The 25,956-nt window shown below is 45.0% G+C and carries 20 protein-coding genes; 8 read left to right on the top strand and 12 right to left on the bottom strand.

The window, feature by feature from the left end; all coding sequences use genetic code 11:
* Positions 1–90 precede the first annotated feature (90 nt).
* Positions 91–1,230 (bottom strand): radical SAM family heme chaperone HemW, encoded by a 1,140-nt coding sequence (gene hemW, locus L0U88_RS16760; protein ID WP_234867358.1) that lies wholly within the window; start codon positions 1,228–1,230, stop codon positions 91–93.
* 93 nt (positions 1,231–1,323) lie between these two features.
* Between hemW and L0U88_RS16755 the strand changes: the two genes are divergently transcribed.
* The 8 genes from L0U88_RS16755 to porN all read left to right on the top strand — a co-directional run bounded on the left by L0U88_RS16755 (position 1,324) and on the right by porN (position 12,386).
* Positions 1,324–3,186 carry a ShlB/FhaC/HecB family hemolysin secretion/activation protein gene (locus L0U88_RS16755; RefSeq protein ID WP_234867356.1) on the top strand — a complete coding sequence of 621 codons (1,863 nt, stop codon included), beginning with the start codon at positions 1,324–1,326 and terminating at the stop codon, positions 3,184–3,186.
* Positions 3,187–3,203: 17 nt separating this feature from the next.
* Positions 3,204–4,118: a DUF4271 domain-containing protein gene (locus L0U88_RS16750; RefSeq protein WP_234867354.1), complete on the top strand. Its 915-nt coding sequence runs from the start codon at positions 3,204–3,206 to the stop codon at positions 4,116–4,118.
* A 38-nt stretch (positions 4,119–4,156) separates the two neighbouring features.
* Entirely contained in the window at positions 4,157–4,954 is a 798-nt protein-coding gene (locus L0U88_RS16745; RefSeq protein WP_234867353.1) for a uroporphyrinogen-III synthase, read from the top strand.
* Positions 4,955–5,234: 280 nt separating this feature from the next.
* Positions 5,235–7,340, top strand: coding sequence for a thioredoxin domain-containing protein (locus L0U88_RS16740; protein ID WP_234867351.1), 2,106 nt, complete (start codon positions 5,235–5,237; stop codon positions 7,338–7,340).
* A gap of 189 nt (positions 7,341–7,529) precedes the next feature.
* A complete protein-coding gene (porK, locus tag L0U88_RS16735) occupies positions 7,530–8,819 on the top strand; it encodes a T9SS ring complex lipoprotein PorK/GldK (protein ID WP_234867349.1) in 1,290 nt (429 codons plus the stop codon).
* Positions 8,820–8,959: 140 nt separating this feature from the next.
* Positions 8,960–9,727, top strand: a complete 768-nt coding sequence (porL, locus tag L0U88_RS16730; RefSeq protein WP_234867347.1) for a type IX secretion system motor protein PorL/GldL — start codon at positions 8,960–8,962, stop codon at positions 9,725–9,727.
* A gap of 68 nt (positions 9,728–9,795) precedes the next feature.
* On the top strand, positions 9,796–11,328 hold the full coding sequence (porM, locus tag L0U88_RS16725) for a type IX secretion system motor protein PorM/GldM (RefSeq protein ID WP_234867346.1): 1,533 nt from the start codon (positions 9,796–9,798) through the stop codon (positions 11,326–11,328).
* 23 nt (positions 11,329–11,351) lie between these two features.
* A complete protein-coding gene (gene porN, locus L0U88_RS16720; protein ID WP_234867344.1) occupies positions 11,352–12,386 on the top strand; it encodes a type IX secretion system ring subunit PorN/GldN in 1,035 nt (344 codons plus the stop codon).
* 207 nt (positions 12,387–12,593) lie between these two features.
* Here porN and L0U88_RS16715 read toward each other — a convergent pair whose 3' ends face one another.
* The 11 genes from L0U88_RS16715 to gpmI form a co-directional block, all read right to left on the bottom strand.
* Positions 12,594–12,749 (bottom strand): hypothetical protein, encoded by a 156-nt coding sequence (locus tag L0U88_RS16715; RefSeq protein ID WP_234867342.1) that lies wholly within the window; start codon positions 12,747–12,749, stop codon positions 12,594–12,596.
* 57 nt (positions 12,750–12,806) lie between these two features.
* Positions 12,807–13,226, bottom strand: coding sequence for a response regulator (locus L0U88_RS16710; RefSeq protein ID WP_234867340.1), 420 nt, complete (start codon positions 13,224–13,226; stop codon positions 12,807–12,809).
* 6 nt (positions 13,227–13,232) lie between these two features.
* Positions 13,233–16,286: a PAS domain S-box protein gene (locus L0U88_RS16705; protein WP_234867339.1), complete on the bottom strand. Its 3,054-nt coding sequence runs from the start codon at positions 16,284–16,286 to the stop codon at positions 13,233–13,235.
* A 43-nt stretch (positions 16,287–16,329) separates the two neighbouring features.
* Positions 16,330–18,153, bottom strand: a complete 1,824-nt coding sequence (gene uvrC, locus L0U88_RS16700) for an excinuclease ABC subunit UvrC (protein ID WP_234867337.1) — start codon at positions 18,151–18,153, stop codon at positions 16,330–16,332.
* A gap of 3 nt (positions 18,154–18,156) precedes the next feature.
* Positions 18,157–18,744 carry a hypothetical protein gene (locus L0U88_RS16695; RefSeq protein ID WP_234867335.1) on the bottom strand — a complete coding sequence of 196 codons (588 nt, stop codon included), beginning with the start codon at positions 18,742–18,744 and terminating at the stop codon, positions 18,157–18,159.
* 8 nt (positions 18,745–18,752) lie between these two features.
* On the bottom strand, positions 18,753–20,231 hold the full coding sequence (locus L0U88_RS16690; RefSeq protein ID WP_234867333.1) for a hypothetical protein: 1,479 nt from the start codon (positions 20,229–20,231) through the stop codon (positions 18,753–18,755).
* A 57-nt stretch (positions 20,232–20,288) separates the two neighbouring features.
* Positions 20,289–20,867 carry an RNA polymerase sigma factor gene (locus L0U88_RS16685; protein ID WP_234867331.1) on the bottom strand — a complete coding sequence of 193 codons (579 nt, stop codon included), beginning with the start codon at positions 20,865–20,867 and terminating at the stop codon, positions 20,289–20,291.
* Positions 20,868–20,980: 113 nt separating this feature from the next.
* Positions 20,981–23,260 carry a TonB-dependent receptor plug domain-containing protein gene (locus tag L0U88_RS16680; protein WP_234867329.1) on the bottom strand — a complete coding sequence of 760 codons (2,280 nt, stop codon included), beginning with the start codon at positions 23,258–23,260 and terminating at the stop codon, positions 20,981–20,983.
* Between the two features lie 28 nt (positions 23,261–23,288).
* Positions 23,289–23,819: a hypothetical protein gene (locus L0U88_RS16675; protein WP_234867327.1), complete on the bottom strand. Its 531-nt coding sequence runs from the start codon at positions 23,817–23,819 to the stop codon at positions 23,289–23,291.
* 4 nt (positions 23,820–23,823) lie between these two features.
* The gene (locus L0U88_RS16670; protein WP_234867326.1) at positions 23,824–24,306 is read right to left on the bottom strand and encodes a heme-binding domain-containing protein; all 483 of its coding nucleotides are present in this window, start codon (positions 24,304–24,306) and stop codon (positions 23,824–23,826) included.
* A 10-nt stretch (positions 24,307–24,316) separates the two neighbouring features.
* On the bottom strand, positions 24,317–25,840 hold the full coding sequence (gene gpmI, locus L0U88_RS16665; RefSeq protein WP_234867324.1) for a 2,3-bisphosphoglycerate-independent phosphoglycerate mutase: 1,524 nt from the start codon (positions 25,838–25,840) through the stop codon (positions 24,317–24,319).
* Positions 25,841–25,956 lie beyond the last annotated feature (116 nt).

Below are 25,956 nucleotides of genomic sequence, written 5' to 3'. Positions count from 1 at the left end.
CTGGTGGTTTTGGTAATTGTCCTTGTACGACAGGCCTGGCTGCATATTTCCAGTGAAAAAAGCAGTTCCTGATTTTCAGACGTTTCATTTTTAGAAGAAGAAACTGGCAATTCCGTCAGCAAAAAGTTTTCCCTCATCTGTAAGTTGTATCCTGTCGCTGCTAAAAACAAGACGGTCTGGCCCTTCTTTTCTGGTTAATTCCAGGTATTGATTAAGTTTTTTTTCGAGCAATTTCGTTTCCGACAAACCATATTGGTCGGTATAATATTTCATATCAAGGCCCTCAACTGTTCGGAGAGCCGTCATAATATATTCATGTCGGCGGTTTTCTTTGGTAAGCACTTCTTCCTCATGAAAGTTTTCTCCCGTTTCAATCGCTTTAATATAGAGCGCATTGTTGGAAATATTCCATCTTCTGCTGTGGCCATCAAAGGAATGTGCACCCGGTCCGGCACCCAGATAAAGTTTCCCGCTCCAATAGGAACTGTTGTGGCGACTGCGGTATCCGGGTAGGGCAAAATTGGAAATTTCATAATGCTCATAGCCTGATTTGCGTACGGTTTCCATCAGCAACAGAAAATGCCGGCTCTGTTGTTCCGGGTCGGTATCTGGCATGCGTCCTGATTTGACCAGGTGTGCCAGGGCTGTTTTCTCTTCTACGGTTAAAGCATAACAGGATAGATGCGGAACCCGGCTACTGATGGCGATCTGCAGGTTTTCCATCCAGGCTTCATCTGATAACCCGGGCGTACCATATATCAAATCGATACTGAAATTTTCAAAACCGGCCGCCTGCACCCGTTTTAAACCTTCCCTTGCTTCCACTGCAGTATGGGCCCTGTTCATCCAGCGTAAATCCGTTTCATGAAAAGATTGAATGCCGATACTTAGGCGGTTGATTCCAGCCGCTTGCCAGGAATCGAGTGCAGGGGAAGTAAGGTCATCCGGATTTGCTTCCAGTGTAATTTCAGCTGTTGGGGATAGATTAAACTGATCGCGAACCACGCTCAGTAAGGTGTTTAATTCTTCCTGACTTAAAAGAGATGGTGTGCCTCCTCCGAAATACAGGGTTTCAATCGGATGAGCCTGCCAGATGGGAGCCCGTTCCGTTAACTCCCTGGCAATTGCATTCGCCATCCGCAGTTTGTTATCCAGTTGCGTGGAAAAATGAAAATTGCAATAGTGGCAGGCCTTTCGGCAAAAGGGGATATGTATATAAATTCCAGCCAAAGTTGATAGTAACCCGCAAAGTTAACCATGCCAGGGCAATTCAGATTCCTGCTAAAACGTTATTTTACTGCCGAGATGAGGGGATTACTATTGATGAAGATCGTATGCCGCAAAAAGATCCTGCTTTTGGCAGGTTGGATGCTATTCGCCATTTCAGTGGCTGCCCAACCTGCTTCACATCAACTGCAGGTGAAGCGCATCGATTCTTCCAGCTCCATACAAATCCCAGGATCTATCAAAACCAGTTTTCCAGATCGGGTTAGCTGTTTTCAATATGTTTTAAAGCTGGATTCCCTCCTTGCTCTGCAGGGATTTGCTACTGCATCCATTGACAGCATCCGCGAATCGGACAGCCTGACAACCGTCTATCTTTTTCTTGGTCAGCAATATCATTGGGGAGCCATTCGGGTGGAAGGAATGACAGCAGGGGAGTTGCTTGCTGCAGGATTGGAAATGGATTCCCTGACCCGTAAACTTCAATTATCCTTCCAGCGTAACAGGTCGGCCAGATCATCCAGAACAGCCACCGTTTTTTCCACGGGTCAACTTGAATCTATACAGCAAAAACTGCTGACTCATCTCTATAATAATGGTTATCCTTTTGCTTCCGTTCAATTGGATAGCCTGGAATTGAATGAAGCAGGTCCGGATACTGCATATGTTGGCGGAAAACTGACTATCCAGAAAGGGTTGCCCTATAAACTCGATAGTATCCGTGTGCTTGGGAAGGCAAGTATTTCGGAAAACTTCCTGCACCGGTACCTGGATCTTCCAAAAGGAATGCCCTTTCGAAAGCAGTCATTTGAGAACGTAAGTATTCGAATTCGGGAATTACCCTTTTTGCAGGAACAAAAACCATGGGCCATCCGTTTTGGTGGAAATGGTGCGATTCTCGATCTGTTCCTGGAACCCCAAAAAAGCAGCCAGATCAATGTACTTATTGGGTTACTGCCCACCACCAATACAGCCGGACAGAATAAATTCCAGGTAACGGGAGAAGCGAATCTGAATCTAAAAAACGCGCTTGGAAATGGCGAAACGATTGGTGTGAACTGGCAGCAATTACAGATTCAATCGCCCCGCCTGAACCTGCTTTATCAACAACCTTATTTATTTGGATCCGCTTTTGGAATCAGTACCCAGTTTGACCTCTTCAAGAAAGACAGCTCTTTTCTGAATATTAATGCCCAGTTGGGTGTTCAATACGCTGTTTCTTCTCGTCAGACAGGAAAAGTTTTTTTACAATTATTCCGGACCAACCTGGTAAATGTAGATACCAACCGAATTAAAGCAACCAAACGCCTGCCGAATGATATCGATATGAGTATCGTAAATCTGGGTGTGGATTATGAATTGTTTACAACCAATTACCGCAGGAATCCGAGGCGCGGATGGGAAGTATTTGGATCTGTTACTGCAGGAACCCGAACCATAAAACCCAGTAATGCGGTGTTGGACATCAAAGATCAGTCCTTTAATTATGCATCCCTGTATGATACGATTGATTTAAAGTCGTACCAGTTTCGGATCAGGGCCAGGCTGGCAAAATTCATTCCTCTTGGCAGGCAGGCTACCCTTCAATTATTGAGTACAGGTGGCTGGGTGCAGAGTCCATCATTGTATCGCAACGAGCTCTTCCAGATAGGTGGCTACAAACTGATGAGAGGCTTCGATGAGGAAAGCATTTTTTCTTCCCGTTATTTGGTGAATACCCTGGAATACCGGTATCTGGTTGGCGTAAATTCTTATTTTTTCGGATTTGCGGATTTGGGGTTCACTTCCAATAAAAGTTCATTGGGGCAAAGCAACAACCGGCTTCTGGGGGCAGGCCTTGGACTCGCATTTGAAACTGCAGCCGGATTTTTTAATCTCTCGCTGGCGGCCGGAAAACGGGATGACAGTCCGTTTAACCTGCGCCAAACCAAGATTCATCTGGGCTATGTGAATTATTTCTAAATTGCAGCCTGATCATCATGCGATTCCTTTCCCCTCTTTTTATTTGTTGCTGGATGCTGCTGGCAGGTGTGCTACAGGCACAAGACAGTTCTGTTATCGTTCGGCCGGACAGCCAGCAGAGGGTGTCCCCGGTTATAACTGATTCGGTTATTGTTCCTATCATACCTCGAATTATGGAGCCCCTTGATTTTAGTAGTTCAGGTTATCAGAAAGTGTTGCAATCGCACCCCTATTTCAATTTCGTCAAAAAGGGAGTGTATAGGACTATAATTCCCAAAAAAGAAAGAGGGAAGGATGGTTTGTTTTATTTACTGGCTGGTTTACTGTTACTGCTGGCACTGGTCAAACTTAGCTTTGGAAGGTACCTGGACAATATGTTCAAAGTGTTTTTCCGTGCCTCTTTGAAAGCTAAGCAGATCCGCGAGCAGTTATTGCAGACGCCGCTTGCCAGCCTCTTGCTGAATATTCATTTTGTAGCCTCAGCCGGCTTGCTGGCCGCCATGCTGCTCCACCAATACCAGAAGGATCCTGTAAATCCGGGTTTTTGGAAACTTTACCTCTACGCTCTCCTTGCCATTTCTGTGATTTATGTCGGTAAAAATTTAATTCTTCAATTTCTCGGATGGAGTTTGCGTATGAAGGATACCACTGATACCTATATTTTCATTGTATTTCTTTGTAATAAAGTCCTGGGAATCTTCCTGTTACCCTTGTTGATGCTAATTGCCTTTGCCAATGAGCCCCTGGTAACCGTGGCTACCACCATAGCCTATTTGCTGGTGGTTGCAATTTTCCTTTACCGCTATATAAGTGCCTATGGATTTATTACCCGGGAACTAAAAGCCAGCCGTTTCCACTTTTTTTTATACCTTTGTGCCTTCGAAGTAGCACCCTTACTGTTGATTTATAAGGTGTTAACGAAAATAGTGTAGGTGTTAATTAACTTTAAGAACGTTTAGCTTAATAACAAATGCTAAAGAACGAGGCTAAGAAGGGAGCTGGAGCTCCTGTAATCAAGAAAATCCTGATCACCCAACCTAGGCCTGAAAGTGACAAATCTCCTTACTTTGAATTAGGTAGGAAATTTGGTGTGACCTTAGACTTTCATCCCTTTATCAGCCTGGAAGGAATTCTGGCTAAAGATTTCAGGAAACAAAAAATTGACATCGCACAGTTTTCGGCGGTCATCTTCACCAGTCGAAATGCCATCGATCATTTTTTCCGGATCTGTGAAGAAATGAAGGTCAGTGTATCACAGGATACCAAGTATTTCTGCATTACCGAGGCGGTAGCGCTTTACCTGCAAAAGTTCATCCTCTATCGCAAGCGGAAGGTATTTTACGGTGCAGACGGTACCAACAAGAGTATGTTTGATGTCATAAACAAGCACAAAGAAAACGAGCAGTTTTTATATCCCTGTTCTGAAAATCAGCAGGACAATGATATAGTGAACTGGCTGAAATCACATAAATGTGAATTTGCGACTCCGTTTATGTACCGGACTATTTTCAATGACCTGAAACCTATTCTTGGTTCTAACGAATATGATATTATCTGTCTTTTTACGCCAAGTGGTGTAAAAAGCTTGTTGAACTATGAAGGGTTCAAGCAAAATGGAACACTGATCGGTGCATTTGGAAGTAATACTTCTAAAGCCGTTGAAGAAGCCGGATTAGCACTGGATATAAAAGCACCTCAGCCTCAGGCTCCTTCGATGGTAGCAGCGCTGGAGCAGTTCTTGGCGAAGAAAGTAAAAGGTGAAAAGTGAGACGGAAGATGGACAGAGGAGGATGGAGGAAGTAAGAAAGGCAACTAAGTGATTAAATTATATGTTGGTACCGGAGGTCCGGTACCTTTTTTTATGGGCATGGATGTTCCAACATCTTTTGCCTCTCTTCTTTCCTCCATTTCTCCGTGTTCCGTTGCCCCATTTTCCATTTTTCCATCTTCCATTCCCCCGTCTCCTCTGTCTCCCCGTCTCCTTTGTCTCCTCTGTCTCCTTTGTCTCCCGTCTCCTCTTCCATACCTTTACTCCTTAATACATTTTTATGGCAAACCGTTTGGCGAAAGAAACTAGCCCTTACCTGTTACAACATGCCCACAATCCGGTAGATTGGTATCCTTGGGGGGAAGAAGCGCTGGAGACTGCCAAAAAACTGGACCGGCCTATCCTGGTGAGTATTGGTTATGCAGCTTGTCACTGGTGTCATGTAATGGAGCGGGAAAGTTTTGAAAATCCGGAAGTGGCGACTCTAATGAATGACCGATTCATCAATATCAAAGTCGATCGCGAAGAACGACCGGACATCGATCACATTTACATGGACGCACTTACCTCCATGACAGGCTCGGGTGGGTGGCCTCTCAATGTTTTTTTAACACCGGAAGGAAGACCGTTTTATGGAGGAACTTATTATCCTCCCGAAGCATTTCATAATCTGCCTTCATGGACCGATGTGATTCTGGCTATTTCAAAAGCCTGGCAGGAGAGGCGTGGAGAAATGTTGCAACAGGCTGAAAATCTAACCCAGCATTTGGTGCAGGCCAACAGGATTGGCGAGGGAGCCGGTTCGGGTCCGGATTTTCATGTCGAACAGCTCACCCAGATGGCGCAGGTACTTTTAAAGAATGCTGACAAAACCGATGGCGGATTTGGTCGGGCTCCCAAATTCCCTCAGACTTTTTCTATAGCCTATCTCCTTCGGTATGCTGCCCGTTTTATGGATAAATCCTCCCGTTTTACCAGTAAGAGGAAAGTCGAAAGCATACATTGGAAAGATGGAGCCTTTGAGTTAGCAGCAGAAGACGCTCTCCGGCAGGCTCTTTTAAGTCTTGATAAAATGATTGAAGGAGGAATTTATGACCAGTTAGGTGGTGGTTTTGCCCGCTATTCCACGGATAATAAATGGCTGGTTCCTCATTTTGAGAAAATGTTATACGACCAGGCATTATTGGTTTCGGTACTGGCAGAGGCGTATCAGTTAACAGGTAAAACTGAATATGCCGTAACCATTCGGGAAACAATTGGTTTCCTGGAGCGGGAACTGATGTCTTCCGAGTTTGGTTTTTATTCTGCTTTGGATGCGGATTCGGAAGGGGAAGAGGGGAAATTTTATGTTTGGGAGAAAGGAGAAGTGGAGGAATTGCTTGGAAAGGATGCTGCCTTCGCCTGCGACTGGCTGGGTATCACCAGTGAGGGAAATTGGGAAGGAATTAACATTTTGACAAAATCGCGCAAGAGGCAGGAATTGTTAGAAATGGGATATTGTGATCAGGATCAGGATAAGTTGAATTTTCGCCTGGAGGAAATCCGTCAGAGATTGCTGGAAGCAAGAAAAAGCAGAATTCGTCCGGGATTGGATGACAAGCAGTTAGTATCCTGGAATGCCCTTATGAATTCAGCTCTTTCAAAAGCATTTGCTGCCACTGGAGAGGAAAGGTATCGACGGCTGGCAGAGGAAAATATGGCCTGGATATTACGCGTTTTTGTGGGGCCGGACAACGGCATTCTGCATACCTATAAAATGGGGAAGGCACAGATACCCGGTTTTTTGGATGATTATGCATATCTGGTACAGGCTTTGATAAATCTGCAGGAAATCACTGGAAGAACGGAATTACTGGAAGAAGCAAAAAAATTAACAGAAGTTATATTTAGGGATTTTAGCTCGGAAGATAGCCCATTATTTTACTATACGAACCAGCAACAGACAGATGTGATCGTGCGTAAAAGAGAAGTATATGACGGAGCCCAGCCCTCTGGAAATGCGGTTATGGCCTTCAATATCAGGTACTTAGGTGTGATATTTGAACGGCCTGACTGGTCTGGGAGGTCGGCATCCATGACAAGTGTAATGGCAGGTTCAGCAGTAAGGTATCCGGGTTCTTTTGGTTGCTGGGCGATGGAAATAATGGGTTGGGTAGATGGATGTGCAGAAATTGTGGTCGTGGGAGAGAAGGCAGACGTACTACGAAATGAAATTATGGCTAATTTTATTCCGTACAAAGTACTTCAATCCGCCACCCGGGAAAACCCCGCTTACCCGCTTTTGCGCCACAAGCCCTCCGCCCCTGATACACTAATCTATCTATGCCAAAGCTATAACTGCCTTCGGCCGGAAAGCGCTGTAGACAGGTTTTTGGAACATTTGTAGGTGATTTTGGACTGAAAACGAGGTTATTTGGCAAGATTTTATTGGGGTGCAAAACAATAATCCCCTTTTATAGACCGTTAATTTTGTCACGGGAACAAGCAAAATCAGTTCCTTGACGTAAAATATAAACTAAAGAAGCTGATGTTGACAAAGCATTATATTTGCCCACTACCCTTTAATATTATGAAAATGAAAAACCTGTCCACGTTGTGCACGCTTGCAGCCGTATCTATGTTGGCAAGCTGCGGAATGTTTGGAAAAAACTCCAACAAGGGAGGATTACCAAACGATGGTCAGTTGCACGGCGTAGCGCCTGGCAACAAGTACTCTATGCCAAAACCTCCGGGAATGGTGTACATTCCACCCGGGACATTCCACATGGGTCCAAGTGATGAAGATGTCAACTATGCGTACACTGCCCGTAACAAGCAGGTATCCATTAATGGCTTCTGGATGGATGCCACTGAAATCACCAATAACGAATACCGCCAGTTTGTAAACTGGGTTCGGGATTCTACAGCTGCCAAGTTGATGGGATTTGTGAAGAATGTTGACGGGGTAGACCAGGTGGACTGGGCAAAGGCAAAAACCATCAAGTGGGGCGATAAAGCTACCATTGAAAAGATCGACCAGTTGATTCTTTCTCCTGAGAACCGCATCTTCGGTAAAAAGGAACTGGACGCATCCAAATTGGTGTATCATTCTGAAACTTTTGATAATAAAGAAGCTTCCAAGCGTGAAAATGCAGGAAAGCCCCGTTCTCAGTTCATCGTAAAGAAAGATGTGCGCATCTATCCTGATACGCTGGTATGGATCCGTGATTTCTCCTATTCCTATAACGAGCCCATGACCAAGCGTTATTTTTCTCATCCGGCATTCGGAAATTATCCGGTTGTGGGTGTAAGCTGGGTACAGGCTACCGCTTTCTGTGAGTGGAGAACTCATTACCTCAACTCTTTCCTGGAAAGTAAAAAACGTGCTCAGGAGTCTGATTTCCGCCTGCCTACAGAAGCAGAATGGGAATATGCAGCCCGTGGCGGTCGTTCACAATCTATGTTCCCCTGGGGTAACTACTACCTGAGAAATAAAAAAGGATGTCTGCTGGCTAACTTTAAGCCTGGCCGTGGTAACTATCCGGAAGACGGTGGTTTCTACACAGTTCGCGCCGATGCCTACTGGCCTAATGATTTTGGTCTGTATAATATGGCTGGTAACGTAGCAGAATGGACTTCTTCTCTTTACTATGAAGGTGGTTACAATTTCCAGCACGATATGAACCCTGATATCCGTTACAACGCGAAGGATTCTGATCCTCCCCGCATGAAGCGTAAGGTATTACGTGGTGGTAGCTGGAAAGACGTTGGTTATTTCCTGCAAACCGGAACCCGCTCTTACGAGTACCAGGATACGGCTAAATCGTACATCGGCTTCCGCTCTGTAATCGATCTTCCACCTACACAGGGAAAAGGCAAAAAATAAGCGTATAGCAAATTTCTAAAGACAACATCTTACTATTAATTATTTGATTGAAAAATCGAACTGGCACTCTTTTATCTAAAATCTAATATCTATATCAAACAAGTATCTAAACCCTTATTCAAACTCAAAAATTAACAACTATGGCTGGTGCATCTAAATCTACTGACAAACTCGTGAATATCTTCGTATGCGTGGGCGCTGCGGTGGTAATCTTCGGAGCATGGGCAAAAATCCTACACCTTTCTTTTGCCGACATTATGTTGACCGTTGGTCTTCTGACGGAAGCCCTGATCTTTATCGTATATGCATTCTTACCGCCTCCCGGTGGTGAAATGGCTGCGCTGGCTGAAGCTCTGCCGAAACTGTCTACCAGTCCGGCTGGCAACCCTGCCCTGAACAACCTCGATAAAATGATGCAGGAAGCGGATATCACTCCAACCAATCTGAAAAAACTGAGCGAAGGTTTCAACAAACTGGGCACTACCGTTAATCAAATGAAAGACGTTTCTGATGTTGTAGCGGCTACTAATGATTATGCTGCTAAAACAAAAGAAGCTGCCGGTGCGCTCGGTCAAATGAAAGATGCGTATCAGAAGAGTGCCTCTACTATGGCAGTTTTCAACGAAGCATCTGAGAGCACCAAGCAGTTCCATAATCAGGTACAGACCCTGACCAAGAACCTGGGATCTCTGAACACAATCTATGAACTGGAACTCCAGGATACGAACAACCATCTGAAAGCGATGAACAAGTTCTATGGTAATCTGGCCCAGGCTTCCGAAGCAATGCAGGGAAGTGTGGAAGATGCCAAGAAAACACAGGATCAGATCGCTGCACTGGCGAAAAACCTCGGCAATCTTAACCAGATTTATGGTAACATGCTGAACGCCATGCAAGGTCGCGCTTAAGCCAGGTTGATCGTACCCTTTATTGAAACTGTGAAAAACTAGATTGACAACATTTAAATCCCAGATCCATGGCCTTACCTAAAGAGCCCAGGCAGAAGATGATCAACATGATGTATTTGGTGCTTACCGCGCTACTTGCATTGAACGTATCATCTGAAATCCTGAACGCATTCAAAACCGTTGATGAAAGCATCCGTACTGCCAACTCGGTAGTGGATGAGAAAAATAAGACGACTTACGAGTCGTTTGAAGCCAAGCTGAAGAAGGCAGAAACTGCAGAAAAAGCAGGTATCTGGTATCCGAAAGCGCAGCAGGCTCAGAAACTGTCTGCAGAAATGTCTAAATACATTGACGATCTGAAGACTGAACTGAAAAAAGAATCCAAAGGAGAAAACATCGGTACTCCCGAAGAGAAGTTCTCTATCGATAACCTGGATGCTTCTACCCGTATGCTGGTGGAAGGTCCGAAGGGAGATGAGTTACTCAAAAAACTGACCGATTTCCGCACTCAAATGCTGGCGATCGTTCCTGAACAAAAGGCAAGTTTTGAAAAATCACTGCCCCTGGATCTGAGCATTCCGAAATCTCAGACAGGAAGCACTGTTCAGAACGACTGGAAGTCTGCCTATTTCCGCATGACTCCAACCATCGCGGCCCTGACTATCCTGAGCAAATTCCAGAATGATGTTAAGAATTCGGAAGCCCAGATCGTTGATTTCTGTCACAAAGAAATCGGTGAAGTAGAAGTAGTGTTTGACGAATTCCAGGCTTTTGCCGGAACAAACTCTACCTACCTGATGCCTGGCCAGGAACTGGAAATCACTGCTGGTGTAGGCGCTTTTTCAAAAGCGGCTAAGCCCTCTGTATCAATCAATGGTGCTCCTGTAGCACTTGGTGCTGAAGGAACTGCAGTTTACAAAACCACTGTAAACGGTGCTGGTGAGAAGAGCGTAAACGTGGAAGTTAAGTTCAAGAAGCCAGATGGAACAGATGCTGTTCTGAATAAGACTATCAAGTACACCGTGGGTGTTCCTTCCGGAGCCTCTGTATTCCTGGAGAAAATGAACGTGGTTTACATTGGTGTTGACAACCCGGTAATGGTATCTGCTGGTTCTGCCGGTAAAGAAAAGATGAACGTAAGCTTCACAGGTGGTGCAATCACTTCTGCAGGTGGCGACCGTTATATCATCAAGCCGAACAAAATGGGACCTGCGGAAATCAAAATCACTGTAGAAGGTAAAACCAGTTCTTTCCCAATGCGGGTAAAGTCGCTGCCTGATCCTACTGCAATGGTAGGCGCCAATAAAGGTGGTTCAATGCCTGCTGCCCAGTTCAAAGCAATGGGTGGTCTGCTGGCCAAACTGATGGATTCTGAATTTGACGCAAAATATGATGTGATCAGCTATGTAGTAGGTGCAAATGGTGGTGCATTCCAAACCTATCAGCAATCTGCAAATGACGGTCCGCGTTGGAGTGGCGGTGCTGCTGCAATTATTAACAAAGCAACACCAGGATCCAGCATATTTTTTGATCAGATTCGTGTAAAAGGTCCGGATGGCCGCGTACGTGAACTTCCCGGTATCTTCTTTAACTTGAAATAAGCAATTGACTAAAACAGGATAAAATGAAAAACCGTATCATCCAATTTTGTTTGCTGGTGGCTGTGATTGGCTTCAGTGCAGAAGGTGTACAGGCACAGCGTAAGCCGAGCCGTACCTCTTCCAAGCGAACCAGCACCAAGAAAACCAGCACCAACAAAAACAATACTGGTAATGCCGCCGCGTTGACGCAGGCACCAGCCGTTGACACTACACCGGCAGCACCAGTGGAACCGGAATTGAAACTAGGCGAAACGCGCAAATCACTCAGGAATGATAATGCCATTGAGCGTAACCTCGTGAAAGAGCGTATTCCCTTGTCATATGAACATATCCGGGAAGATGATGCGGTGTATCGCCAGCGTTTGTGGAGGGAAATCGATGTTCATGAAAAAATGAATCTTCCCTTCATGTACAAAGCGGATGACGATAATGGTAACCAGCGTTTCATCAATATTTTACTTGGCTCTCTGAAGAGTGGTGAGATCACTGCCTTCAACCCGGTAGATGATCGGTTTACTACCCCTATCACATTGAAAGAAATTACCAAGCAATTGGTGGGCGAACCTTTAACCATTCAGGTTCCTGATTGGTCCAAAGACCCTGACGGATCACTTGGTATTTTGAAGGACAGTGTGATTGTAAATGAATTTAATCCTGAAGAAGTTGAAAAATACTGGGTGAAGGAAGAAGTGGTATTTGATAAAGAGTCTTCCCGATTGCATGTCCGCATTCTGGGCATTGCTCCGCTCAAGACTATTAAAAATACCGACGGTTCTTTCCGTGCAGTAACTCCGCTTTTCTGGGTTTACTATCCTGATATGCGCCCGCTGCTAGCCCGATATGAAGCTTACAATGGTAAAAACTTCGGTGCCCGTATGAGCTGGGAAGAATTGTTCGAAAGCCGTATGTTCGCCAGTCGGATTATCAAATCCACGCTGGATAACCCAGGCGATCAGTTCATCGAAGCTTTCATCAAGGATCCCATTCTTCGTTTGCTCGAGGGTGAGAATATCAAAGAAAAGATTTTCAATTACGAGCAAGATCTCTGGTCATATTAAGACTGGAGGAATGGAAGAGGGAGAAAGGAAAAGAGGAGTAATTGAAATACATAAAAGAGGAAAGGAGAACGCCAGCGTTCTCCTTTCCTCTTTTATGCTGCCACAGCTTTTTGCAAATAAAGTGGGTGCCGAATTTCCGGTACCCACTTTATTTTGAAATCAATTTTCTCCCTGCCAGCTTTCTACCATCTTCCATTCCGCCTTTCTTCACTGCTTCCCGTCTCCTTTGTATCCCGTTTCCTTTCTTCCATTCTCCCCTTCCTCCATCTTCCATTTCCTGCCATTCGTCGAAAATGGAAAAAATACCGCTATCCGGGTATTGGAAAAAATAAAATTTCCTCTACCTTTAACTCGGTTTTTCATAGGATATTGGATTTTAAAAACGGGGCTGGATTTCTATCCTGGCCCCTTTGTTTTTTATTACAGGTGAACATTTCTTTTCCAGAACTCAACCAGTGCAGCTACCATTTTGCTGAATTCTTCAGCTTCTGTTGGTTTGGTAAGATAGGAATTAGCATGCGCCTGGTAGGCTTTTTGAATATCCAATGGAGCGGAGGAGGTGGTTAAAATCACCACCGGAATTGAGGACAGATATAGCTGATTTTTGATAAAAGCAACAACTTCGTGGCCATTCTTTCGGGGCAGATTAATATCAAGCAGTATAAGATCAGGTTTTTTAAGCAGCGGATCTTCCATATTGGATTGAAGTTTCTCAATTGCCTCCTGCCCATTTCTGGCAACTTCTATATGGCAGCCCGGATCATACTCCTGGATCGATTCAGAAGTCATCAGAATATCCCCTTCGTTGTCTTCTACCAGTAAAATGTGAAACTCTTTCATGCGGCATTATTGGTCTTTAAATAGATCAGCCCCTGTTTTCGGTAATGTAAAATAAAAGGTACTTCCTTGTCCTGGCTCAGATTCCACCCAAATCTTACCGCCCTGCCATTCAATAATTTTTTTTGCAATGGCCAGGCCCATACCGGAACCTGGAATATCCGGTGTGTAATTTAGTCGTTGGAAAATAACAAAAATCTTATCATGAGCATCAGGTTCAATGCCAATTCCATTATCCTGGACTGAAAACTCCCAATACGATTGTTGATCGGAAACAGAAATCAGCACCTCAGGTTTTCTGTCAGGGTGACTGTATTTTATCGCATTGCTTACAAGATTTTGCAATACCTGTTGCAGGGGGATTTTATAGGTTGCTAACCTTGGTAATGGGTTAGTATTGATAGTCGCGGATTTTTCTTCAATCTGATTTTGTAACAATTGTTTCACTTCCCTTATCAGTAATTCTAGGTTTACAAGTTCCAGCGTCGTATTCATCCTGCCGACTCTGGAATATTCAAGGAGATCAAGTATGATTCCCCGCATCCGCTTCGCCCCATCAACTGCGTAATAGATATACTGATTCGCTTTACTATCAAGTTGTGGGCCGTATTTTTTCTCCAGCATGGTAAGAAATCCGGTAATCATTCGAAGCGGCTCCTGTAAATCATGTGATGCCACAAAAGCAAACTGTTCCAGTTCCGCATTGGAACTTTTTAGTTCCTGGTTGATTCGGTTCAATTCCAGATTCAGATTCTCAAGAGAGGCTTCATACAGTTTCTTTTCATGTATGTCCTGTATACTTCCATAAATCCGGTCACACCGGCCGTTTTTAAAGCTGGCCTGACCTATCAAACGTACCCAGCGGGCGGATCCTTTGGCAGTATCAATTTCTATCTCAATATCCCAGGGTTCCCGGTCAAAAATGGCAGCTTGTAATAATCTCCGAACCTTCTCCTTGCTGTTTTCCCGAATATATTCAAGCCGGCTATTGAGTTGTAATTGCTGATTGGGTTTTAGTTCCAGGATATCACGGGTTATTTTTGAGCAAAAGATTTTCTTATCCGCCATATTAATCTCCCAACTGCCTACTCTGGCTAACTTGGAGGTACTGTCTATCAGTTCCTCCAATTGTTTCATCTCAGTAATGTCTCTTCCATAGGCAAATGCCTGGTTTTCATCTCCGAATGCTTCTGAGGAACTCCAGGAAATCCACCGGTGCTCACCGCTCCTGGTAACATATCGATTTACAAAATTGGTAGCCTTTTCATCAATGATTAGTGTTTCACTGAACGTCCTCAACGAATATTCCAGGTCGTCGGGATGAACAAAATAGTGGAAGGGTTTGCTAGTCAATTCCTGTGCAGAGTAACCCATGATAGTACAAAATGCCGGATTCACACGGGTGAAATATCCATCAGGAGAAATTATTGCGATAATATCTGGTGAACTCTCAAACATCAGGCGCATTTCATCCTCCTGTTGTTTGCGCCTGATTTCAGCGCCTAATGAATGCTGGACTGCTTCAATAATGGATACAGTAAAGGCCTCTTCTCCTGTATTCCAGGTGCGGCCAAATACAACAGCGCCGATTAATTGATTATTGTCATTAAGTGGTATACCGGAAATGGATTTAATGCCCGCCGCTTCAGCTTCCTGTGCACGTACAAATTCTTTTCTTATCTGTGCTGTGCTCCAATGTTCTGGTTGCCTGGTTTGCCAGATTTTTCCAATAAAACCCTTCCCTTTTTTTATTTCTTTTACTCTTTTGTTTTCCAGATAGAAATGTGGGGCGGTTTTTGAATTCCAATGATAAGCGATTAGGCGCATTTTATCTTGGCGGCTCGAACAAAGCCAAATCTCCGATAACTCAAAGTATCCTAATTGTGCCAGATAATCCACTACCTGTTGAAGGATCTCATTAAGCGGCCTTGTGGATCTGAATAATTGGGTGATATTTTGTTCCAGTTGTTTTCTGTTCCGTGCAAGTTTGGCATCCGAAATATCTCTAACAGTGCCGATCATGCGAATTGGATTTCCTGTCTTATCACGTATCAGATAGGCAATTTCCTCTACGTAGGCATAACTTCCATCCGCTTTTCTGAACCGGAATTCATTGGTCCAGCTGTTCTGGAATGGATCGTTCCAAAAATTATTCCATCGCTGTTCATGTATTATTACATCCTGGTGATGTGTTAGGGCAATCCAGTTCGATAAGCGGAATGGTTCTCCTGTTTCGGGATAGCCAAACAAGCGGTTAAAGCCATCGCCCCAGTAAAAGATATCCTCTGGAATGTCCCAGTCGTACAAAGCATCCTTGCTGGCTTTGGAAATCAGCTGGTATCTTTCATTGCTTAATTGCAATTCCTGTTGTGCCTGAACCAGTTGGGTTATGTCCATACTGGTTACAACTATGGCTTTACCAGGATCGGTCTCTAGCAGATTGGTACCTACGCTTTGCAGCCAGCACCAGCTATGATCTTTTTTAAGGAAACGAAAAGGTGGTGCAAAAACGCTTACTTCCTGTTGAAGCCGCTGAAAATTCTCTTTTACTATTTTACGGTCTTCCGGATGTACCAGTTCAAAAACATTGGTGCCAATGACATCCGTGGTCTTGTAGCCCATGATCTCCGTAAATTGATTCGAAACACTCAGGTAATTCCCTTCCTTGTTTAGTATTACACAGATATCACCGGCATCTTCAATCAGCGGTTTGTTCTCAAATTGAACGGTTGTCTGGTCAGGGATTTGCAGCACAGCCAGAATGAATGGTTCTGCCGACTCTTTAAGGACGGTAAATTCAATTTGCAGTTCCAGTTCTCCTGATGACCCGGGTAAATGTATCGTTTGATTTCCTTTTATTGGATTATCCGGACTCACCTTATGAGTTGCCGCCAATAACTGAAGACAATAACCAGCAAGGTCCGGGTTATCGGTAAAAATCCTGTCTTTGTAGGAAAGCTGGTTAAATGCGTTGTTGCTGTAATGGATAAACAGTTTTCCCTCCTCCGGGATATGCAATACCGCGGCGGGTTTGGGTATTTCATTAAGGATGGTTTTAAACATTACAATGCAATGTACAATTTGAGTTTTAAAGCACATAGTGCTCTCAGGCTTTATGGAAATATTCCCAAACCAGTTTTGCCCTTGCTCCGCCGATTTCCTGGCCTAGTTCTTCCAGGCTTTGGTTTCTTATATTGGAAATGCTCCTGAATTTGCGCAGCAGCTGGGTTGCTGTTGTCTTACCAATACCAGGAATACCTTCCAATTCATTTTTAAATGTGCCTTTACTGCGCTGATTCCGATGAAACGTGATCCCAAACCGATGCACCTCGTCCCGGATGCGGCGGATCAGTTTGAGCGATTCGCTGTTATATGGTAACCGGACTGACTCCGAATCACCCGGAAAAAATAGTTCTTCCTCGTTTTTTGCCAGTCCCACCAGGGTCATACTACCAGTCAGATCCAGTTCCCGAATCGCTTCCATTGCTGCCCCTAATTGGCCTTTTCCCCCATCAATGATAACCAGTTGCGGAAGGGGGCTTTGTTCGTCTTTCAGACGTTTGTAACGCCTGGTTACCACTTCCTTCATAGTGGCAAAATCATTGATCCCTTCCACCGTTTTCACATTAAAGTGGCGGTAATCTTTTTTACTGGCCACTCCTTCTTTGAAACAAACCATCGCACTTACGGGAAATGCCCCCTGGAAATTCGAGTTATCAAAACATTCGATATGCACGGGTAGTTCGGGAAGCTGCAAATCTTCCATCAACTGAAACAGCACCTGTTTTTTTTCTTCTTCGGATTTTCCTTCCAGGTGGAGTGTTTTTTTACGGCGAATTTCATCCTGGAAATAATTCACATTCTTGAGGGATAGCTCCAGCAGCTTTCTTTTATCACCACCTTTAGGAACAGTAATCAGGAATTCTTTCTCGTCTATGGTTTCCTCCTGCCAGCCAGGTAATTCAAAGGGGACAATAATTTCTGTTGCCAGACTGTTGAAAGATGCCCGTAATTGACCAATGGCATAAAGCAGTACTTCTTCCTGGTTTTCATCCAGGTGAGTTTCCAACTGTATAGTGTGGGTTTGTACGATAGTACCATGCTGTACCATCAGATAATTTACATAGGCCGTGTCACCATCCTTGAGTATGGAAAATACATCCAGGTTGCCGAGATGTTTGCTAACAATGACGGATCTTGCCTGGTATTGTTCCAGATAATCCAGTTTGCGTCGCATCATCTCCGCTTTTTCAAACTGAAGGGCTGCTGCGTAGCCCTGCATTTCCTGTTTGAATTGTTGCATAACCGGGCCCAGGTTGCCTTTCATCAGATTCCGCAATTGTAGCAGCCCTTCCCGATATTCCTCTTCCGATTGAAGTCCTTCGCAGGGCCCTTTGCAGTTACCAAGATGGTATTCCAGGCAAACTTTATATTTTCCTTTCTGGATGTTGGCAGCACTGAGGTTGAGCTTGCAAGTGCGGAGTGGTATGGTTAGTTTGATGAAATCCAATAGTTCCCGCACTTTTCCTACGGAAGTAAAAGGCCCGAGGTATTCTGATCCATCGTTGATCTTACGGCGGGTTAGAAAAACACGTGGGAATGGTTCCTTTTTGATGACTAAATAGGGATAGGTTTTATCATCCTTCAGATCGATGTTATAGCGAGGCTGAAATTGCTTGATGAGCGCGTTTTCGAGTAGGAAAGCGTCCTGTTCGGTGTCTACAATAGTAAACTCAATCCGGGCAATCCGCTGAACCAGTTCATGCGTTTTATAACTGGTGAATGTTTTAGAAAAATAGGAACTGATCCGTTTGCGAAGGCTTTTGGCTTTGCCCACATACAAAAGGGTATTTCCGGCATCATAGTATTTATAAATGCCGGGAGAAAGCGGGATAGTAGATGAGATTTGTTGAAATTCAGTGGCAGTCATTCCTTATTCAGTTGGATCCCATACAACCTTCACCTGGGAAAGTGTGGGAGGTGCGGCACCGATTCTGCTGGTTCTCAAAATCTGATAGTAATGATCATTGTTCCAGAACAGTTTTTCTTCAATGAGCGTATCCCCGCTGGAATACATTTTTTCCATGTATATAGTTCTGACTTTCTCTGCGAGCGCCGGATCAGGATGCAGCACCACATCCACTCTCTTCAATGGCAGTTTTTCATCCTTAGTGCTATAATTGAAGGTTACACTGGGAATGGATTGATCCGCGAAACTGGTTTCGGTAAACTTTGACGCAACGGCTGGATCGGTAATATCAGGATCCTGGAATGGTGCTGCCATTTCCAGGCATTCCTTCGTTGAAAGTTGCAAAGTGTCGGATCTATTTTCACCCGAACGGTAAAGTGTAACTGGCAATTGCAAAGAGTCAATCACATGAAGTTGTGAACGAACATAATCAGCAACCGGGAAATATTGTTTTTCTTCTGATGCAGGATTTTTACCGGTGTCTTTACAACCCAGCAATAAGGATATCATTAACCACCCGCCAAGCAGTTGTTTACAAGTTGAAAATCGCATATGCAAAATTAACGGATCGGCCGGGTTATACCGATTTTAAGTCCGTACTCCATCAGGTTTTCCTTGATGGGATAGGCTTTTTTGAAGGTGGAAAGCAGGTTATAGCGGAATTGGGGACCAATCTGCCAGTTGACTTTACCGGTATTATAGGTAACAAAAACTTCCATGCTGCTGGCGATGTTCCAGCGACGCAAGAGGGATGGCTCACTAACATAGTTGCTGAAATCTGCACTCAACTGTACCTGGTTGGTGTTGAGCAGATAACTGGGTTGTAAACTACCCCCCAGGTTTACCTGAAGACGATCGTCGCCAAATAATTTCAGCTCTGCTCCAACGGGCATGGATACCTGTAAATAGGCGTTGTGTACGCGTTCAGGACGATTGCCCGCTAGGTTCCTGAGATTGGAAGTGGCAACCATGGTATCCGGGCGGAAGCCCAATTCAGGGTTCAGTGCAACCGTAGTTTTTTCTGTGGCGTGAGAGAATGCGCCAATACTGTAACGGGTAAGATTCAGTTGCAGTCCGGTTTTCAATACCAACGCTTTGTTCAGCCGGTAACGAATCCCTCCTCCAAGTTCAAAGCCGATGGCAGGTTTATGATCCACAAACTGATTTACATTCAGGCGGCTTACCATAAGCGGAGAGTTGCCATAAGTAACCCAGTTCTTACTGTCAAACAAATTTCGGTAACCAACAGAGGGGACAAAATGCATGGAACTTTCCCATTTTGTCTTCCGTTCAGTTTTTACTTTAACCGGAATAAGGCCTGCATATGAAGTAGTGCTGCTAGAAGGTTTGGATAAACTCTCTTCGCGAAGTGATGGTTGCGAGGAAGCGGGTTGATGCGGCACAACAATAACCTCCTGTGCAACAATTTCTCTTGCCGCAACACCGGATGAAACCAATTCGGGGTGATCTACTACTTCTGTTGTAATGGTTGAAATGCTGGTTTCAACTGGTGCGACTACTTTTTTGAATGGCACGCTGCTCAGGTCATATACAGGTAAATTCAGTCGGGGTAAAACCAGGTCCCAGTGCGACATAGAGAACTGATCTGCATATCCAAAATTAGCGGAGAATACGGTTGGGATGGAAACCAGCGATGGTCTGAGTTCTCTGCGAATGCCCAACGGTTTCAGGGCTACGGGCGCCTCAATAGTGAGGGGAGGCATAAAGGATTTTGCTCTTAGTTTGGCTATTATATCATCAACTGTGACAGAGGGAAAATGATCGTGATAAGTAGATTCCTCAATAAGAGTTACAGGGGCTGTTTTGGATTTGGAAACCGGTAGTGCCGAGGTGGTAAAAAGCCAGTACATGCCCGAAAGAATCAGTAACAGCAGTATGGCAATCATCAGTCTGCGTTTCCCCGGGTGAAATTTCCGGTATACGTTGGTCCACACCGCTTCAGAAGGATACATCCTGTGCTGGTCAGCATTTTCACGAAGAAACTGCTCAAATTCGTCCTCAAAAAAATGTTGCTCCATTACGCTTCCGGTTAGGGACTCCTAATTTTCAAACCCTACCCCATACTAAGAGTGCTATTAGCGTCCAAACGCTGCTAACAGGGACACTTTCTCCTGGGGTTTTGCCATAATTTTTCGCTTAACCAGGATTTCTTCCAGCATCTGACGGGCACGGGTATATTGAGAACGACTTGTACTTTCTTCAATGTCCAGCACGGTCGCAATCTCTTTGTGGGAATAACCTTCCAGGGCATAAAGGTTGAGAACGGTCCGGTAGCCGATGGGCAGCATCCGAATGCATTCAATAACCTGTTTGGCCTGTACTATGGATGGTATAGACTCCTCCCGAACCTGCAAACCGGTGGCATGGATCAGATCTACATTTTCATTAAACTTCTTGTTGCGCTTGAGGTGGTTGATACAGGTATGCACCATGATTCTCCTTATCCATCCTTCCAATGCGCCCTGGGAGCGAAAAGTGTGGATCTGCGAGAATACCTTGATAAAACCTTCCTGCAGCATATCTTCCGCATCCTCCCGATTGTGGGCGAAACGGTAACATACCGCCAGCATCTTCGAATTGTACTTCTGGTACAGTTCTTTTTGTGCCATCGGCTCATTATTAATACAGGCTTGCAGGAGTGCTTCTTCCGTCATATGAGGGATTATACTATCGTAATTTAGGGAATTTTTCTTGTTCCAACACTATGTTCAAAAAAGAAGGCGGGACCTGAATCCCGCCTTCTACAAGGCTTCCGGCCAATAATACCTTAAAAAGACGCCCTCAGGCTGGCAACCAGGTTAGAACCGGCAGCCACTATTCCACTGGAGTAGGGGCGGTATCGCTGGTTGGTCATATTTTCCCAGCCCAGGCTCAGAACAAATACCGGAGTAACCCGATAACTTCCCTTCAGATTAAGGGTATACCATTTCGGGCTGTACGGGTTTCCATTTCTGTCAGCCGCATAGATATCGGTTTTAGCCTGCTCTGATGGTGCCAGGTTTTCAGCACTGATTGAACTGTTATACACCAGGGTGGCTTCCATGGTAAATGCGGATCGGTTATACTGGATGGCCAGGTTGCCGAAAAAGGGCGGTGCATGGCGTAACGGAACCTGTTTATCCGATCCAATGGCATCATCCGTTTCCCGGCCCCAGGTATAATTGGCATTCATTCGCAGTATCCACCAGCGATGCAGGGGAATGGCGGCAGCCGCCTGGACACCCCAAACAGTTGCCCTGGCCAGGTTCTGTAGCGCATTTACCTGGCTATTCACTCCATCAAAAACAAGGGAATCACGGCCATTGAACTGAAATGGTCTAAGTGCGATGGCATTTTCGAGGATTGTATAAAAGCCTGTCAGTTCCAGTCTTCCAGCCGGCCGCTGCTCCGGAATAGCCTGGATATCATAGGCAACTCCCATTTCCATATTCCAGGCATATTCGGGTTCAAGTCCAGGATTGGGTACCGTCAGGTTCCCGGGAGCGGATTCAAACAGTTTTCCGATATCGTCAATATTCGGCATACGATAACCCCTTGAAACATGGGCATGCAATTGCCAGTTGCCGGTTGGACGATAAACGGTTCCCAGATTGAAAATAAAGGCCCCTTTTTTTATAGCCGCTTTTTCGTAGGGGAAAGGGATGAATTGATTGTTGAAGCGTGCATTCAGGCCATTGTAACTGTAACGGATACCCGAAGTTAAGGTAAGATCTTCCCGTAAGTTGATTTTATAACTTCCATACAAGCCAGCCGTATACCAGTTGCTGTTATCAGGATACCGACTTACGGAAGAAGTAGTTTCCCCTGTTTCAATATCCGTTGTGTTGCCGGTTGATCCTACTTTGTTGTATACGTATTCGGCGCCCCAGTACAAATGACCCTTTCCGACTGATTTGACCGCGTCCAGATTGGCGGAGACGGCATCTACCATTTCTTCCTGTCGATTCCGGATGGTTCGGTTGAATGTACGATCCAGGCGGCTCTCTGCATAATTCTGGTACCCTGCGGTAATTCGCAGGTTATCATAAAGTGCTTTTTTTTGATTACTCAGAAAATGCAGCGTATGCATTCGCCAAAGCATGGGCCCATAATTCCATTCTGCAAAGCGCAACCTTCCGGAACGGTACTGTATCAAACGATCATAACGGGGATGGGTACCTGTACCTCCATAGATAAAACTGTATTGAAGTCTCATCTTATCTGTGATCCGGTAGTTTAGTTTCTGCATCAGGTTCCATTGTTCATATCCTGAAAACCGCTGAATACGGGGATCCGAGTTGGTCAGAATGGTATCCCGGTTATTTAGACGGATGACATACTCCGGGCGCAGGTAGCTATCCTGTCCGCCATGTTTTCCCATTTTCAGATCGTCGAACCTGCTGTAGGTGACGGATGACAACCAGGAAAGTTTTTTCCCGGCTATATTCCAGTCGGCATGTATTGTATTCTCATTGTTCGCGCTGGAGTAACGTGCCTGCACAGCACCTCTCACCAGCAAGCTTGAATCTGCACTGAATCGGGGTTCCAGTGTATGAAAATCCATTACACCTCCTATGGCATCGGATCCGTAAATCAGGCTGCCCGGACCAAAAACCACTTCTGCTGCCTCCAGTGTAAGAGGGTCTATACTTATCACATTCTGCAGATTTCCGCTTCTGAAGATGGCATTGTTCATGCGAACTCCATCCACTACCAATAGTACCCGGTTCGTGGCAAATCCCCGGATCATAGGGCTGCCTCCTCCAAGCTGGCTTTTCTGGATGAATACGGATCCGCTTTGAGCCAGCATATCCGCTGCCGTTTGTGGTTGCTGCAGCTGGATCTGGGTCCGATTGATTTTGGTAATTTTGTTGGGAACCTCATTCAGCTGCTGTTCCCATTTGTTGAAGGAGATCACCACTTCTCCCAGTTCATGTATTTTTTGTGTGGTGTCTTTATTTTGTTGAGCAACTGCAGGCTGATAGAATAACGGAACTGTTCCTGATACTACAACATATAGGAATAGCCGAAAGATTCTGCCAGCCTTTTTTGTGCTGTGATCTTTCATGTAACTTATTTAATGTGAACAACCTTGATTAGCTCTGATACAAGGTGGCCCAGGGTGGGGGACAATCTGTTGGAATCATACAATCAGTAATGTTGATCCGGACTAAAGAATATTGAACTGTCTTTTCGATTATCCCAGGTGAGGTGGGTGTCCATTCTGTTGGAAGCTGGCACCAGATTGACCAGAAGCCGGCTATTGCCTGCAGGGAACGGTCTTCCTGGTTATGTTCCTTATGAAGCAGTCGAATGATCTTCATATGGAGTTTGGTGTCTTCAGGGTCGTATAGCCCCAGTACTTTCCAGGGTAAACTGCTGGAGTCAATGGAGAGTACATCAAAAAAACTGTTGTTCAGCCAGATCTCTTTTCCAGGTTTGAGCCACCTGAGTTCTTCCGGTTGCAACAACACGGTAGTAAGTTCCGTACCCTGCAATTCAGCCTGCATTTTATACCTGACCGATTGTTGGTGTAACTGATGAAACACCGACAAAAAAAGCGGCAGCATGAGCATTAACAGTCCGGCTGCAGCGATCCATCGTGATATGGATGGAATTGCTTTCAACCTGCTACTTTTTTATAAGACTGTCCAGCGGATACTTGCTTTTCATATCAGCGATTAGCTTGTCCGCCCAGTTTATCAATTGCTGCCTTTGTTCAGCTGTGAGGTCGGCGTCTTTATGAATCCAGGTATAGGAATTCAGTGGCATTTCTTTTTCCTTAACCTGTTCAACTACCTCCTCCAGCTTATGGTATTGCCTTCTGAGAGAATAGGTGGTGAATTCATCAAAATTGAGCTCCTTCTTGCCTTCGTTCACGTGGTCGTCCAACCACCAGCCAACAGGTTGTATGTGCGAGTACCAGGGATAAACAGTTGTATTACTATGACAATCGTAGCAACTGCTTCGCAGGAGCTGATCTGTTTCTTCAGGGATACTGGTTATGGTGGCAATGGAATTCGTAACAGCTCCACTTTTGTTATCCAGTTTGGGGCGTATCACCTGCATTACAATAAATGCCGCTAATAAAACTAGGAGGATCTTCCTTATCATATTGGTAGAATTAGGGTTTTGCCAGGCAGTTTCCAGTCATTTCAGCAGGCACGGGAAGTCCCATAAAGGTTAGAATAGTGGGGGCAATATCACCGAGTTTACCCGGACTAATTTCACCTTTCCATTCCTTATCAATTATGAAAAGTGGCACGGGGTTCAGGGTATGGGCGGTATTCGGACTTCCATCTTCATTCACCATATAATCTGCATTACCATGGTCGGCAGTCAGGAAAATGGTATATCCATGTTCCAGCCCGGCGGTTACAACCCGCTCCACACATGTATCAACAGTTTCCACTGCTTTGATGGCTGCCGGGAAAATTCCGGTATGGCCAACCATATCCGCATTGGCATAATTGAGACATATAAAATCAGCGGATTCTGCCTCGATTTCAGGGAGCAGGGCATCTGTAAGATCAAATGCACTCATTTCCGGTTGCAGATCGTAAGTGGCAACTTTTGGAGAAGGTTTCAGGATACGCGATTCACCCTCAAAAGGAAGTTCCCGTCCGCCACTGAAGAAAAAGGTGACATGCGGATATTTTTCTGTTTCAGCGATACGGATCTGCTTTTTACCATGAGCTGCCAGTACCTCGCCAATTGTATTATTGAGGTTATCGGTTTCGAAAATTACCTGTACATTTTGAAAGGTCTTGTCATATTCCGTCATGGTAGTGTAATGCAATTGCAGGGTATGCATTCCATGATCCGGGAAATTCTTTTGTGATAAGGCTTCCGTGATTTCGCGGCAGCGATCGGTCCGGAAATTGAAACAGATTACGGCATCACCGGAATGAATGGTTGCCAGTGGTGCACCTTTCTCATTCGTGATGATAGTCGGCTTTAAAAATTCATCGGTAATATTATTGTCATAGGAAGCCTGAACAGCAGACAGGGCATTTGTTGCAGTTTCCCCGATTCCTCTAACCAGTGCATCATAGGCTAGTTTCACCCGCTCCCAGCGTTTGTCGCGGTCCATTGCATAGTATCTTCCACTAACAGTTGCAATTTTGCCTGTAGTCTGATCCAGGTGTGCCTGCAGACCGGTAAGGTAGGAAAGACCACTTTTGGGGTCGGTATCGCGCCCGTCAGTGAAAGCATGAATAAAAACATTTTCAAGTCCTTCCTGCTTGCAAACGCTCACAATTGCTTTGAGGTGATTGGTATGAGAATGCACTCCCCCATCACTTACAAGCCCCAGCAGGTGCAGTGGTTTGTTGTTTTCTTTCGCATACCGGATGGCGTTAAGAAGGGTTGGGTTCTGTTGAAACTGCCCATCCCGGATGGCTACATTAATTCGTTGCAACTCCTGGTAAACGATTCTGCCAGCACCCAGATTGAGGTGGCCTACTTCACTATTGCCCATCTGCCCATCCGGGAGTCCGACCGCTTCTCCGCAGGTAATTACTGTGGTGTGTGGGTATTTTTTATATAAACCGGAGACAAAAGGTACATGTGCGTGCTGGATGGCATCACTTGAAGCTACTTTGCCAAGGCCCCATCCATCCATGATTATAAGGATTGCTTTTTTCATTTTTTTATTCGGTTCTGCTTGTTTCTGGTTCGTAAAACTAGGTAAAAATCAGGCATCTGGAGGAGAGGTAGTGGGATTTTGCAAGTTGGCACACTTTTGGGTAATAGTTGGGTATT

It is taken from the genome of Flavihumibacter fluminis, assembly GCF_021491375.1.
Taxonomy (GTDB): Bacteria; Bacteroidota; Bacteroidia; order Chitinophagales; family Chitinophagaceae; genus Flavihumibacter; species Flavihumibacter fluminis.
The sequence above is the reverse complement of the archived record's forward strand: the minus strand, read 5'-3'. Positions and strand labels throughout refer to the sequence as shown.